The organism is Spirosoma oryzae (assembly GCF_003002825.1).
GTDB lineage: Bacteria > Bacteroidota > Bacteroidia > Cytophagales > Spirosomataceae > Spirosoma > Spirosoma oryzae.
Genome location: NZ_PVTE01000018.1, coordinates 1 through 15,193 on the forward strand (window position 1 = coordinate 1; position 15,193 = coordinate 15,193).

Here is a 15,193-nt window from a genome sequence, read left to right on the forward strand (position 1 = left end):
AAGCGCATGCATGAGGCCAGCCCACAGAAGAACAGCAGGCGCGAAGGGCCAATCGCCCAATGGCTAAGATAAGCGGCTTGTTGCAAAGTACATATAGCAATTACTAACTAGTAAAGGATAGTAAAAACGCCCAGATAAAAAATAAGAGTATTTCTCTTTGTCTTGGGTGGGAGCGTTTTCAAAAGAATAGATAAACAAGGATTACGGATCCTTGTGCTAATGAAGCTGGCCTTCCCCTAAAGGCAGGTAAAACAGGCACTGACCAAGCACCGTCAATAGGAGTTATTTGGAGAAAAAACGGAGCACAACCCGCCGGTTCTTGGCTTTGTTTAGCTCTGTATCATTGGAAGCTACGGGTGCGTTTGGCCCTTGCCAGCAGGTCACGAGCTGATTCGGATCGACTCCTTTTTTATGCAAGTAATTCGACACCACTCGGGTGCGGTATTCCGACAGCGTTAGATTCAATGAGCGCGGGCCAACGTTGTCTGTGTGACCCGTTACCTGAGCCATCAATGGCCGTAGCTTGATCATCCGCCAAGAAATAGAGTCCAACTTCCGCTTGGATACCTCCCCCAGGGCGTACTCACTCTGATTGAAATATAAGACGGCACTATCAAAGTAGGTTGGCTTGGCCAGATCAATACTCATCAACCTAGCCCCTGCCGCCGGCTTGGCATGGAATTGAACAAAGGTCCAGCCGGGCTCCATCCGGAATTGCTCATCAGCGACAACTTCGCCATTTTGCCCCGTTGCCGTGAAACGATAGGTATTGCCAGGTTTAAACGTGTTCCATCCCAAAGTAGGAGGTGGAACAGGACCCCGAACGGTGTAGTTTTTATCGGCCACATGGCGGAATTCGAAATGGTCTAGTTTCTGATTAGCGGGCAACTCATAAGAGGCCACAAGCACATTGTTGGGCATCAACAGTTTGATCACGTAGAGTTCCTCGTCCGTCTGGCCATCGGTTAGCGTTCCTGAGTACGGTTGATAGCCCTTGGCACGCACCTCAAAAGTGATCTTCTCGGTAGCATTCAGCAGTGCTAGAGTAGGCGTCGCATCTGCACTGATATCTACGCATTGAGTGCGGCCAGAAGACGCGTAGCGGAAGCAAACCGTGGCGGGTATGCGCCTGAACGCACGCGCATCCTGAGTCTGGAAATAGATGGAGCGGTGCTTTGTCGGGACAGCAGGTAAGTAGGCTTGACGAACTTGCTGGGAATCGGCCATAATCATGGGCAGATCAACCCTAAAGCGGGCATTTGTATCGACCCTGGCGTTCTTGCTGATTGGAATAACCGTGGTCGGGTATCCCTTGACTCGGAAAGCTAGCTCCTTAGTGGCATCGGTGATCCGAATGCTAAATTCTCCAGTGGCATTACTCTGACCCAAGAAGCGGTTCTGACCATTTTCCACCGCACTGATACTAGCGATTACGTTCTTTCCCGAAAGCACGTCCCAGCATGATCCTCGGACAACGATGGTATCAGTTGGTATACTGAGTTTAGCCGGAGCGGCCGGGGACAAGTACAAGAGGCAGGATAGTAGGGCTGCAAACATAATTGCTGGACGGTAATGGCTGGCACAGCGTAATCAAGGAAATACATTCCTGCATGTATAAGGATCCAATACGTTCAGCTTACTTACCCTTATTAATTTACTGTATTATTAAATGCCCATTTCATGAGATTTTAGCGGTCTAGCTTTCACTACTAGCCGTTTGAGGTGATAGTCGTTTCAAATTGCCATCTCACGAATCAAAGTCTCATGTTCACATGAGTGTTGGAGTATGTGAGACAACTCCAGTTATTATCGTTGGGTAACTAGCTACTCATGGTGCACTTGTTCATCCCGACCGATCTCCGGGTAAATAGTAGTCGACAAGCCGATCAGTAGATCAGATCAATGCCCGCCTGCCGATACGTATCAGCTAAATCAGGGTTGATCTGAGCGTCGGTGATCAATACGTCGACCAGACTCAGCGGGGCAAAAAACAGATACTTGTCAGTCTCCAGCTTCGAGGAATCACAGAGCAGATAAACCCGGCTGGCCTGTCGGGCTAAGGCGAGCGTTAACTGCGCTTCCTGCTCGCCATTCGCGCTCAGGCCATTTGCTAGTGAAATACCGTCGACACCGATAAAGGCGCGGTCGGCATGGTACCGGGCGATGTGTTCACCGGCCATACTGCCGTGAATCGCCTGTCGTTCCTTGTCGACTTCACCACCAATCAGATTCAGCGTTACCGATGAGTTGAGCAGTTCGCTGATAACCGGTAGCGAGTTGGTAATGACCGTGATGCGTTTGTGTCGAATGAATGGGCACAGGTGGGCTACCGTGCTGCCGCAGTCCATAAAAATTACGTCACCGTCCAGAATCTCCTGCGCAGCCCGTTGGGCAATGGCTTCTTTATGAGCAACGTTCATCGCCGACTTATTGGCGAACGGTACTACCATGGCGTCGCGTACCCGCATGGCCCCGCCATGGGTACGGTAGATCAACCCCGCAGCCGCCAGTTGTACCAGATCCCGGCGGACAGTCATGGCCGATGTTTGCAGCAATTCCGCTAGTTCCGGTACGTCAACGGCCCCCTTTTCATCGACCGTTTGCAAAATAAGCTGCTTCCGCTGTTGGAAATTCATATAAATGCTGTTGATTTGAACAAAAATAATCAAAAATAAACAAAAAAGAACATGGTGATTGGTGATCGGGTGAACATCACGGAAAACAAACTGCTGTCTGACAACTGGTATGTCCTGCGCCGATATACCTATGACTACTTAGGGCGTGATGGACAATGGACGACGCAACAGCGGGAAGCGTACGACCGGGGTAACGGCGCGACAATTCTGCTGCATAACCCGCAAACCGGTACGGTGATCCTGACCCGGCAGTTCCGTCTACCGACTTATGTCAACGGGAACCCATCGGGCATGCTCATCGAAGCCTGCGCCGGCCTACTCGACGATGACCATCCCGACGACGCGATCCGGCGGGAAACCGAAGAAGAAACCGGCTTTCGTATCCGGTCGGTCGAGAAAATAATGGAAGCGTATATGAGTCCGGGGTCGGTGACCGAAAAGCTGTTTTTCTACCTGGCCGAATACTCGGCGGATACCGAACGATTGCTGGGCGGTGGCGTCGATGATGAGGAAATCGACATTCTGGAGATGCCGCTGACGCAGGCTATGACCCTCGTCAGAACCGGTGAGATCATGGACGGAAAAACGATCATGCTGCTGCAATACCTGCAACTGCGGCAACTGATGAATTGACTTTCTCAACACAGAGTCACGGAGAACGCAGAGGGTATTTGTGGAGTTGGCTCTGGAACAATAGTCTCTTTGAATAACGCTATCGGCTGGCGCGAGCGCTACGTAAGCGGGCTACTGTAGCGGGGAAAAACGGACGTGCTCGTAAATTTCGGCTAACGGTAACGACACCCCGGCTGACCGAAGTTCAATGGCGTTGTCAATTGTCGTCTGTACCGTTTTGTCCCAGCTATGTTCGGTGGTACGAAACCACGATTCGACGCGTGGGTAATTTTGTTCGACCAGCACGTACTCCTGAAAGGAAGGGAGCTGTTCGTAGAGCAGAAATTTACCGGACCGATCAAATGACGCAGTGCTACGTGATAATACTTCGATAACCAGAAGGGGATTGACAATCAAGTCTTCCCGGCTCTGCCAGAATTGCGGTTCTTCGCAGACAACCAGCGCATCAGGATACACGCCGACGTTTTCTGACTCAATATAAATTTTCTGATCGCTGTTGTATACGATGAATTTACGCGGAAGCGGCCGCAACGCGTACTTAAGCGAACCGATCAGGTTTGCCGCAATCTGATTGTGTCGGGCTTTGGCACCGGCCATGCGAATAATTTTGCCGTTATAGAACTCGTGTTTGTATCTGGACCGGGATTCCCGGAGCAGATAGTCGTTGAGCGTATATGTCTTTTCTGTAGTTACCATTATTAGCTGCCTCGATTACAGGATAGATAGGTTGTGCTACCGGCGAATCGTCTGTTGTGAAGCTACATAAAATAAAGATTTCAGCACTAGCCGCACAGCGTACACAAAGGTTTTTCTCTGTGTACGCTGTGCGGCTAGTGCTGAAAAAACTACTTCCCGGCGGAGATCATATTGGCGAACAGGCGGTAGGCTCCCGGAACGCCGGCGGGTAATTCGCGGAAGAAAACAAGGCCCGTATACATGAAACATCCTTTGCCGTAGGTCGCGTAGATGAGGCTGCCTTCCTTGGCGGCTTCACCCGTATCGTGGGCGGAGAAAATCGGCTGATAGGCTTTGTCCCAGTCCTGTGCGAAGTAGATGCCGCGCTCCTGAATCCAGCCGTTGAAGTCGGCGTCCGTAATTTTATTCGGCTTATTTAACAGCGGGTGGTTGGGGTCGACAAACGTCATCTTTGCGTCTTCCTCCGTTACTCGTTCGCGGCTGATCGAGAACGGGTAGGGACCAAGCTGCGGCAGGGCGGGTTCGCTGCGGAGGAAGCCGCTGGGGGGCGTCACATACTGCACGATCAGCGTCCCGCCGTTCTTTACATAATTCATCAGATTCGGTTGGTAGCGCGCCAGCCAATCGTTGGTGTTGTAAGCGCGAACCCCGGTGACGATAGCGTCGTAGGTCGACAGGTTGCGGCTGAGATCGGCAGCGCCGAGTAACGTCACGCGACAGCCCATCTGTTGCAGAGCCGCCGGTACTTCATCGCCCGCACCGACAATGTAGCCGATGTTTTTTGCCGTTACCGTCACGTTGAGTTTGACCAGCTTGGCCGTCGCGGGCGGAAACAGCGTTTGCGTCGGAATGTGTTTGTAGGCAATCACCCGCAGGCCGGAGGTAAACGTACCGTCATTGGTGGTCATCTCCGCCTGTAGCTGCCCGTTCTGGGCGTCGGCGAGGGGCGTCAGTTGGAACGACAGCCGTTGCTCGTCACCCTTGGCCGTGATTGAGAACGGCTGGGAGGCCGGTTCGATGCGCCAGCCGGCCGGAGCCGTCAGCTTGAGGGTACCCGATACATTGGCCCGCCCCGCAATCAGCACGACTTCAGCCGTTTTAGGACTGTTGTCGGCGAACGTAAAGACGCGCTCCGTGAGATTCGCCATAACGTCCGGCTGAATGATAAACGGCCGGTAAACCTCGCCATCGACCGGATCGGCTGATTTGAACACGACCGGGCGCGTGTAGACAAACCGTTGCCCGGCAATATCGACGGTGAAGCTGGTCGTCAGCGCCGGTGGGTTTTCGGGCAGACCGATCAGTTGCTGATTGTCGACCTGAAATAAGCCTTTGTCAATGGGTTTGACGAGCCAGTACGGCTGGGAAATGGCCATCGACTTCGGAATCGTCACCCGTGTCGACAGCACTACCTGATCGTTGGGCTTCAGCGCCAGATTCAGCGTGCTGTCCTTACCGGTCGAGTAACGCATGCTCACCAGGGTTACAGGCGCTTTTTCGCCCGGTATGTCGGAGCGACTGATCAGGTTCGTGTTCAGCGTGACCGTTTCGCCGGGGGTAGCCGCGTAGGTAGTCGGATTGGTTTCGAGCCACATACCCAGGCACTGTTGAATGAGATTCTGCACATCCTGCCGTTTGCTGCGCACGTACAGGTTAGTCGTGTCGAGTTTGCTGATTGCCTGATACAGGCGGACCAGCGCGGGGACCGACGCGGCAGGCTGGGCGGGTTGGTAGCTGCTGATAACCTGACTGACCAGCGTCTGTACGGGGCCGCTGTTGGGTACTCGTTTCCAGCTTAGGTCGACACCGTCGAACGGGTCTTTCTCGGCCGGGTCACCCCCTTTCAGCAGCAGATAATCCATGCGGGGGCTGCGGGACGCCGGTACGCCGAAGCCCTGACTTTTGTGCTGACTCCGGCTTTCGGCGGCAATCTCACCGTACGACCGGCCCAGCAGCGGGTTATACAGGCCCGTTTCGATACCGATCAGATTGCCCGCTTCATCGGGGCGCTTGCTGCTTTGAAACGCGTTCGGAATAAAGACGTTCCACAAAATACGCTTGGCCTGCCAGGGTTTCACGTAGGCTAGTTGCTCGGGAAACTTGGTCGGGTCGCCTGCCTGTTTGAAAGCTTCTTCGGCCAGAAAACCCGACGCACTGTGGTGACCATGCCCGGCGCGGGGATCGGGCGGGAAGCGGGTGATGATGACGTCGGGTTGCCGCTGCCGGATCATCCAGACCACGTCGGCCAGCACTTTATCCTGCCCCCAGGTCCGCACCGCTTCGTTTGTCGATTTGGAAAAGCCGAAATCATAGGCCCGGCTAAAGTACTGATCGGGGCCGTCGACGCGCCGGGCCGCCAGCAGTTCCTGCGTACGAATAACACCAATGTTCTCGCCCTGTTCCGAGCCAATTAGGTTCTGCCCGCCATCGCCCCGCGTCAGCGACAAGTAAGCCGTCCGGACGAGCCGTTCCTTGGCCATGTAGGCCAGCAGTAGCGTGTTTTCGTCGTCGGGATGGGCAGCCACGTACAAGACGGAACCAAGCACGTTAAGCTTTTTCAGGTCCGACAGAATCTCGCCCGGTGGCTTCTGCCGAACGGGACCGTACGGAACCTGAGCCAGGGTAGAGAAGGTAACGAAAAGCGCGAAAACAGCGGTAAGAAGGCGGGTAGTACAACGCACAGCGGGGTGAATTTTGGGTGTCAGCAACTCAGCAAAGATAGCCGATGCCGCTCATTGACGCCACGAATTTCGTGACACCCGCTTTTTCCGGATAAATGCGAAAAATATAGTAAAAAAAGTCAATAATAACTAGGCTATGTACCATGTGGTGAAAGGTGAAAATCTATATTTGTGTGTAGTCCTTTCAGTTCATTCCTAGACTTAATCGCATGAATTACAGTATCTATTTAGTGCCTGTGCTGGGCCTGGTGGGCCTGTTGGTGATGTTCACCAAGTTTATGTGGGTGTCAAAGCAAGATGCCGGTGACGAGCGTATGCAGGAGATTGCCGGGTACATTGCCGACGGGGCTATCGCCTTCCTCAAAGCCGAATGGCGGGTGCTTACCTATTTTGGTATCATCGTCGCCATCGTGCTGGGGTACATGGGTAGTCTGGTACCCAACTCCAGCGCGATCATCGGGGGATCGTTTCTGCTCGGTGCGTTCCTGTCAGCTCTGGCGGGGTATATCGGGATGAACATTGCTACGAAGGCTAACGTCCGCACGGCGCACGCAGCCCGCACCAGCCTGACCCGGGCGCTGAACGTCTCGTTTACGGGTGGGTCGGTCATGGGAATCGGCGTGGCCGGTATCGCGGTGCTGGGACTCGGTAGTTTGTTTATCGTGCTGTACAATCTGTACGTAGGTGCCGACGGCGACGTAAATGGCCTGCCTATGGAAAAGGCGCTTGAAGTGCTGGCCGGCTTCTCGCTCGGGGCCGAATCGATTGCCTTGTTTGCGCGGGTCGGGGGCGGTATCTATACCAAAGCGGCCGACGTCGGTGCTGACCTCGTCGGGAAAGTGGAAGCCGGTATTCCCGAAGACGATCCGCGTAATCCCGCGACGATTGCCGACAACGTGGGCGATAACGTCGGCGACGTGGCCGGAATGGGGGCCGATTTGTTTGGCTCCTACGTGGCGACGATTCTGGCCACGATGGTGCTGGGACGTGAAATCCGTATTCCTGCCGCCGACAATATTACCGGTCACGCGCCGATCGTGCTACCGATGGTCATTGCCGGGCTTGGTCTGATCTTCTCCATCATCGCGACGTATTTCGTGCGGGTCAAAGACGATAATGGTAACGTACAGGGGGCCTTGAACCTCGGGAACTGGGCGTCGATTATCATGACCCTGATCGCGTCTTACTTTCTGGTCAATGCGTACCTGCCCGCCGATACCATGGAAATCCGGGGTATCGTCTTCACGCGCATGGACGTGTTCTACGCGATCGTTACGGGATTGATCGTCGGTGCGCTGATGTCGACCATCACGGAATACTACACGGCGATGGGCCGTCGGCCGGTGTTGTCGATCATCCGGCAGTCGGCGACGGGGGCCGCCACCAACATCATCGGGGGGCTGTCGGTCGGGATGGAGTCGACGGTATTACCGATTCTGGTGCTGGCTGCTGGTATTTTTACGTCCTACCATTTCGCTGGTCTGTACGGCGTAGCAATTTCGGCGGCTGGCATGATGGCGACGACCGCCATGCAACTGGCCATCGATGCTTTTGGCCCGATTGCCGACAATGCCGGTGGTATTGCCGAAATGAGTTATCTGCCCGAAGAAGTACGGGGCCGGACCGATGTGCTGGATGCGGTAGGCAACACCACAGCCGCTACCGGGAAAGGGTTTGCGATCGCATCGGCCGCACTGACAGCCTTGGCTTTGTTCGCTGCCTTTGTCGGTATCTCGGGTATTTCGTCCATCGACATTTACAAAGCCGATGTCCTGTCTGGCCTGTTCGTAGGAGCCATGATTCCGTTTATTTTTTCCTCGCTGGCGATTGCGGCCGTGGGGCGGGCGGCTATGAGCATGGTCGAAGAAGTACGGCGGCAGTTTCGCGAGATTCCGGGTATCATGGAAGGCACCGGCAAACCCGAATACGAAAAATGTGTCGCCATTTCGACGCAGGCATCGATCCGGGAAATGGTGCTGCCGGGTGCCATCGCCCTGTCGGTACCCGTGATCGTCGGGTTCATCTTTGGTCCTGAAGTGCTGGGCGGTTTGCTGGCGGGCGTTACTGTTTCGGGCGTGTTGATGGGTATCTTTCAGAACAACGCCGGTGGGGCCTGGGACAACGCTAAAAAGTCGTTCGAGAAGGGCGTACTCATCAACGGCGAGATGTTTTACAAAAAGTCGGAACCACACAAGGCATCGGTGACGGGCGATACCGTGGGCGATCCGTTCAAGGATACCTCCGGTCCGTCGATGAACATCCTGATCAAACTGATGTCCATTGTCTCGCTCGTCATTGCGCCGTACATCGCCATTCAGCCATCGGAGCAGCCGGGGTATGCCCATACGGGTGAGGAGGCCGCCGGAACCAGTGTACCCCTCGACAAATCGACCGCAGCCGACAACCAGGCCGTTAGTACGCCCAATGCATCGCTGGGCACGTTTCGGCCTGAAAAGCTTACGAGCGGAACCGAGCTAACCATTCCCGACAATGGGATTGAACGTAAACTGCTAGCGTTCATTAAGAGCGATCAGCCGGTCGACAAAGAAACCTGGTTTGACTTCGACCGGCTTACGTTCGATACGGGTAAAGCGACGTTGCAGGCCAGTTCGCAGGAGCAGTTGACAAACATTGCCGAGATCCTGAAAGCGTATCCGGCCGTGACGGTCAAGCTAGGCGGGTATACCGACAACACGGGTAGTCCCGAAGCCAATCTGAAACTGTCGCAGGACCGGGCTGAGTCGGTGCGGGCTGAACTGGAAAAAATGGGTATTGGCAACGGTCGACTGGCGGCTGAAGGCTACGGACCGGCCCATCCGGTTGCCAGTAACGATACCGAAGCAGGCCGGAGCCGGAACCGACGCATTGCCATTCGGGTGACGAAAAAGTAAAGCAGCGGTTCTGTTAACTAGGGTCCGTTGGCTGAAATTTTTTCAGCCAACGGACCCTAGTTCGTTACATTATGGTCGTTACCTCGTCTGTACCGGCACTTATCCAACTTATACCGTTGGCTCATTCGTAAGCCAATTCATTGATCGATGAGCCAAAAGGTTGTAACATACCTTTTGGCTCTATAAAAACGATACACGTAATTTATAGTCATTGCTTTATTGGTGGTATACATTGTGTTTTCTATTTAGGCGAAATAGTGTAAATGGGCGCTATTTTTGTTGTGTCTTCTGCGGATATACAGGTTAATCGTCTTTAAATCAAGTGGATTCCGGCAAGTTACATCGAGCAAGTACACAGCCTCTGGGCGTGTAGTCTACTAGGAACGACGACGGGATCAGTATGCTGAATGCTACGAAATGGAAAATTTTGACCTGCTTAAACGACGACTCAATCGGGAACAGAAAGCCCGGCAACAGGCTGAGCGTGTGCTGGAAGACAAAGCGTGGGAACTGTACAGCGCCAATCAGCAGCTTCAGTATCTCAACGAAAATCTGGCGCAGCAGGTCGAGCAGGGGGTAACCGAATTAAAGGAGACAGACGCCCGTTACCGAGAGCTAATCGATTCGGTGCAGGATATCATTTACCGGATTTCGCCGGAGGGCTACTTTACGTTCATGAACCCCATGATCGAGGTGAAACTCGGCTATCTCGTCAGCGAAATCATCGGTCAGCATTTCATCCGGCTTATCCGCCCCGACTTCCGCACAGCGGTCATTGAGTTTTACCAGCACATGCTGGACACGGGGCAGGATAATACATACATCGAATTTCCCGTGTTGACCAAAACCGGGCAAACGGTCTGGATCGGGCAGACTGTTCGTCGGATCAACACGACGTCTGGAGCCGAACTGGTTGCCGTAGCCCGCGACATGACGAGTGAGCGGGACGTGCGCGAAACACTACGGGCCACGCAAAGCCGACTGGCAAGTTTGATCATCAACCTACAGAAAGGCGTGCTGGTAGAAGATGGCAACCGACAGATTACGCTGGCCAACCAGCTGTTCTGCGACCTGTTCAGTATTCCGTTTGCGCCGGAAGAGATGATCGACGTGGATTCGGCCCAGCTTGTTCGCCACATGAAACGCCAGTTCGTTGACCCCGACGAGTTCGAACGGGATACGCTGGCGATTCTGGCCCGGCAGGAGACCGTACTCGATCAGACGCTGTATTTTGCCGATGGGCGGGTGCTGCAACGGGATTTCATTCCAATCGTGCAGGAAGGTCGCTACGAGGGTCATCTCTGGAAATACGGTGATGTGACGGAGCAGTTTCTGGCCCGGGAAGCCACCCGCAAAAATGAGGAGAAGTACCGCCGGATTCTAAACGACATGGATCTGGGGTTGATCGAACTGAACCGGGAGCGCATTATCCAGCGGGCCTTCGACCGGTTCTGTGCGATGGTCGGGTACAGCGAAGAGGAACTGATCGGGCGACCAATCAGCGAACTATTGGTTCCCGATGGTACCGTCGATGCGTCGATACAACCGGGGGGGCAGCAATACGGCGAATGCCAGCTAATCCGTCGGGATGGAAGCCGAATCTGGGTTATCGTCAGTGAAGTACCACAACTAAACGAGCATAGTCAGATTGTCGGCACCATAGCGGTGCATTACGACATTACCCAGCGCAAGGTGCTGGAACAGGAGCTGGGGCAGGCGCAGGCTGCTGCCGAAGAAGCGCGGCAGGCCGAAAAACAGTTTCTGGCCAATATGAGCCATGAAATTCGCACGCCCCTCAACGCGATCATCGGGATGGCGCACCTGCTGTTCGACACGCGCCCGAACCGGCAGCAACTGGAATACCTAGAAATTCTGAAAACGTCGGCCGATTTCCTCTACAGCCTGATCTCTGATCTGCTGGATATGGCCAAGATCGAAGCGGGCCGGATCGACGTACACAAGCAACCATTCGACCTGGTGGGCCTGTTGCGGACCATTCAGCGGGTGTTTCAGATCAAACTTGAGCAGCGCCCCATCGAATTGGAGATGATGATCGACGCGCAAATCGGCGGAAGCTATGTTGGCGACGAACTGCTGCTCAATCAGATACTGCTCAACCTGATCGGTAACGCCGATAAGTTTACGGAAGAAGGTTGCATCGACGTACGCGTTCGACTCCAGAAGGAAGAAGGTGATGTATCCTGGATTGAGTTTTCGGTGCGCGACACGGGCATCGGTATCCCCGAAGAAAAAATCGATCTGATCTTCCAGAAATTCCGGCAGGTAAACGCCAACGGCCACAAAGAGAAAGGTACCGGGCTGGGTCTGGCCATTACGCATCAGCTGGTTAGCCTCCAGGGGGGGCGTATTACGGTCAGCAGTAAAGAAGGTAGTGGAACGACATTCACCGTGACTTTACCATTCCAGCGATCGGACGAAACATTGCTGGTCAACCCGCGCCAGATTCAACCCATACCGGCTGACCTGACGGCCTGCCGCTTGCTGGTTGCCGAAGATAATATCATGAATCAGAAGTATATTAGCAGCCTGCTTGACAAATGGGCTATACCGTTTGTGATCGCATCGGACGGAAAACGAGCCGTCGAAATGGCGCAGCAGCAGCACTTCGACCTGATTCTGATGGATATTCAGATGCCCGTAATGGATGGGTACGAAGCGACGATTACAATCCGCAACACCCAGAATGTCAACCAGCAGACGCCCATCGTCGCGCTAACGGCTTCGGCCATGACCGACCAGAAAACCAAGGCCAGTTGGGCCGGTATGGACGACTTTGTGACGAAGCCTTTTTCACCAAACAGCTTGTTAGAAACCATTCAACGACATACGCATACGCGCGCGGCCGCTGCCCCAGCAGAGTCACTGTCAATCGCGGCACCCGAGCTGGATCAGCACCGGCTCAATGAAATTTACGGCTCCGACCAGGCCTATGCGGCTGACATGTTTGCCGTATTCCTGTCTGATGTACTACCCGACTTCGCCCAGATTCAGAATCTGATTCTTGAACAGGACTGGTCGGCACTCGGTAAGCTGGCGCACAAACTAAAACCGACCTTAGGCATGGTTGGGCTAACGACATTGGAGAAAAAATTGCATGCAATCGAGAAGCAGGCCAACGAAAATCCCGATCAGGACGAGCTCCAGGCGCAGTGGACCAGCGTACAGGCCGAACTAGAGCAAAGCGTACCTATTGTAAAACAGGAGTTAGCCAGACTAAGTGTATGAAGCAACAGTGTATCATAGTCGACGACGAAGTGATGGCGCGAAAGTCGCTCCAGCGGCTGTGCGAGCAGAATGAGTCGCTGGAACTATTGAAAACATTCGAAAATGCCGAAGATGCGCTGGCTTTCCTGACAACTGAATCCGTCGATCTGATCTGGCTCGACGTGGAAATGCCGGGCCTGTCGGGCTTCGATCTGCTGGAAAACCTGACGGCTATGCCGCAGGTGGTCATGACGACGACCAAGACGGAATACGCCTTCAACGCTTTTCAGTATCAGGTAACCGACTATCTGCAAAAGCCGATTACCATGCCCCGGTTCAACATGGCTGTGGGGAAAGTACTCGAACTGGCCAGCCGAAAAACAAGCGCGTCGCCGGAGCGTCAGGAAATTTATATCAAAACGGACGGCCGCTACATCCGTCTTCCCTACAGCGAGATCATGTACGTAGAGAACGTCGGCGACTACGTGAAAATCGTCACGAAAACGCAGGCGCACGTCGTCCACGCAACGATGAAGTACCTGGAAGAGAAACTGGGGAGTGCGTTTCTGCGTGTGCACCGATCCTTTATCGTTCACCTCGATCGGATCGTAGATATTGAAGAAAATAACTTGGTTGTCGCCAATAAAGTCATTCCCATCAGCCGGGCTAATAAACCCGAACTGATGAACCGACTCAATCTGCTGTAAGACGGTAGGTTCTTGTCGATGTATGGGGCGGCTGGCACGAGCGTGTCAGCCGTTTTCGTATCCGGAGCCGACGAATCAGGCCGTCACCGGACGACCGTAGCGAAGCAGGGTCCGAAACAAATCGTCGGCGTTGAACGGCTTGGTCAGGAATGAATTCATGCCGGCCGCGTAGGCGTTGGCCTGATCGGTTGGCGTGGCCGACGCTGTCAGGGCTACGATGGGAATCTGGTTGTCGTTGAGCCGAATCGCCCGCGTTGCCTGCAAGCCATCCAGCACGGGCATCTGAATATCCATCAAAATCAGATCGTACTGACCGGCAGTATACTTGTCGAGCGCGATTTGCCCGTTCTCGGCTACGTCGACGGCAACCTGCCACCGTTCCAGAAACCGGCTGGCGATACGCACGTTGATCGGATAATCTTCGACCATCAGCACCCGCATTCCCAGCAGCGATTGCTCGTTTGGCTGAACGGGTGGGACGGTGGGCCGGGCAGTGTCGAAGGTTGGAATCGCAAAGCACAGCGTCATCGACTGCGCCGACTGACGACTGACCTGAATCGAGCTGCCATACAGGCCAAGTAGCCGTTTCGTGACCAGCATAGCCAGGACCAGCCCGTCAGTGGGTTCCTGTGTGGCTTTTTCGGCCGGTAAAACGGCTTTCTGCAACATCACCTGCCGAACAGGATCATCGCAGGGCAGGTCGAACGTAAAGGTGATGAAACCATCACCGGTGGGGGTGTACTGGTGATCTACCCGAAGCGTGATCAGTCCACAGCGAACGATCGTACCCGCAATCATCAGCACATTATTGATAATCTGCGACAGCCGGGCCTGATCGCCCTGCACAACGACTGGTACCGTATCGGCGATCGAAAGTCCCAGACTAACGTCGAACCCCTTTAGCTTACTTTGATTGGTTTTCAGAACGTTACCGAGCAACTGCCGGGGCAGTAGGGGGGCCATATTCAGGTTGAGCTGCCCGATACGGATGTGCCGATAGTCCAGTATGTTGGTGAACGCCAGTTCCATACTGTCGACTGATGCGCGCAGTTGCTGACAGTAGTCCTGCCAGGCCGGCGGGGGACCTTCCTGCTGCATCATATCGAGTAAGCCGACGATGGCATTCAGCGGGGTCCGAATCTCGTGATTGATGATCGACAGAAAGGCAGACTCGTCATTGGTACTCGACTGGGGCGGTACAGGGGTTGCCAGTGGCGAATAGCACGATTTGTTTACTTCCTCAATAAACCGGTTGATGTCGGCTTTTTCCTGATAGTCAACCGGTAGGTAGCGACTGATCTGCTGTTGAAGGAGAGGATGCAAAAAATCATTCATGGATGAAGTGGGCAGGAAGCCATAAGCAATGCACCGATGAGTGGTATGGCTACCACACGGGCAAGGGTGAGTAATCACGTTTCAGAAGACAAATCTCCTGCCCGATCGCGTGCCAAATCGGAAATTTCGATGAATGGCGTCTTTACAAGGTTTTTAGGTAAAGACGCCTGCCGCCTGGCTGTATAGGACAGGCCTGATTAAACTGATATATCGTAGCAATGATCGTTCCAACTGTTAGTACGAAGCCATTATCTTAGTTTATACACAAAATTCTACCGTTGGTCACTGTATATCGAGCGATACTGGGTGGCGTGCTTAACTTTAGTTCGAATCTTCCTCTTCTTTCACAAAAATCGGCACCGCTCGCTTGCATAAAGACGCCTGTTTTA

The 15,193-nt window shown here is 54.0% G+C and carries 9 protein-coding genes; 4 read left to right on the forward strand and 5 right to left on the reverse strand.

Features of this window, described 5'->3' with window-relative positions:
* Positions 1–282: 282 nt before the first annotated feature.
* Positions 283–1,413 (reverse strand): OmpA family protein, encoded by a 1,131-nt coding sequence (locus CLV58_RS19080; RefSeq protein ID WP_170108741.1) that lies wholly within the window; start codon positions 1,411–1,413, stop codon positions 283–285.
* A 473-nt stretch (positions 1,414–1,886) separates the two neighbouring features.
* Positions 1,887–2,636: a DeoR/GlpR family DNA-binding transcription regulator gene (locus CLV58_RS19085; RefSeq protein ID WP_106139514.1), complete on the reverse strand. Its 750-nt coding sequence runs from the start codon at positions 2,634–2,636 to the stop codon at positions 1,887–1,889.
* A gap of 51 nt (positions 2,637–2,687) precedes the next feature.
* On the opposite strand from CLV58_RS19085, the gene nudK reads away from it, so the two are divergent.
* Positions 2,688–3,269 carry a GDP-mannose pyrophosphatase NudK gene (nudK, locus tag CLV58_RS19090; protein ID WP_106139428.1) on the forward strand — a complete coding sequence of 194 codons (582 nt, stop codon included), beginning with the start codon at positions 2,688–2,690 and terminating at the stop codon, positions 3,267–3,269.
* Positions 3,270–3,380: 111 nt separating this feature from the next.
* Here nudK and CLV58_RS19095 read toward each other — a convergent pair whose 3' ends face one another.
* A complete protein-coding gene (locus CLV58_RS19095; protein WP_106139429.1) occupies positions 3,381–3,965 on the reverse strand; it encodes a Uma2 family endonuclease in 585 nt (194 codons plus the stop codon).
* 149 nt (positions 3,966–4,114) lie between these two features.
* The gene (locus CLV58_RS19100) at positions 4,115–6,646 is read right to left on the reverse strand and encodes a PIG-L family deacetylase (RefSeq protein ID WP_106139515.1); all 2,532 of its coding nucleotides are present in this window, start codon (positions 6,644–6,646) and stop codon (positions 4,115–4,117) included.
* Between the two features lie 209 nt (positions 6,647–6,855).
* Here CLV58_RS19100 and CLV58_RS19105 point away from each other — a divergent pair, with 209 nt between their 5' ends.
* The 3 genes from CLV58_RS19105 (at position 6,856) to CLV58_RS19115 (ending at position 13,469) form a co-directional block, all read left to right on the forward strand.
* Positions 6,856–9,537, forward strand: a complete 2,682-nt coding sequence (locus tag CLV58_RS19105; protein WP_106139430.1) for a sodium-translocating pyrophosphatase — start codon at positions 6,856–6,858, stop codon at positions 9,535–9,537.
* 417 nt (positions 9,538–9,954) lie between these two features.
* Positions 9,955–12,783: a PAS domain-containing hybrid sensor histidine kinase/response regulator gene (locus CLV58_RS19110; protein WP_106139431.1), complete on the forward strand. Its 2,829-nt coding sequence runs from the start codon at positions 9,955–9,957 to the stop codon at positions 12,781–12,783.
* Positions 12,780–13,469: a LytR/AlgR family response regulator transcription factor gene (locus tag CLV58_RS19115; protein ID WP_106139432.1), complete on the forward strand. Its 690-nt coding sequence runs from the start codon at positions 12,780–12,782 to the stop codon at positions 13,467–13,469. The genes CLV58_RS19110 and CLV58_RS19115 overlap by 4 nt, the downstream gene beginning before the upstream one ends.
* A gap of 75 nt (positions 13,470–13,544) precedes the next feature.
* On the opposite strand, the gene CLV58_RS19120 is transcribed toward CLV58_RS19115, so the two are convergent.
* Positions 13,545–14,804 carry a response regulator gene (locus CLV58_RS19120; protein WP_106139433.1) on the reverse strand — a complete coding sequence of 420 codons (1,260 nt, stop codon included), beginning with the start codon at positions 14,802–14,804 and terminating at the stop codon, positions 13,545–13,547.
* Positions 14,805–15,193: the final 389 nt, after the last annotated feature.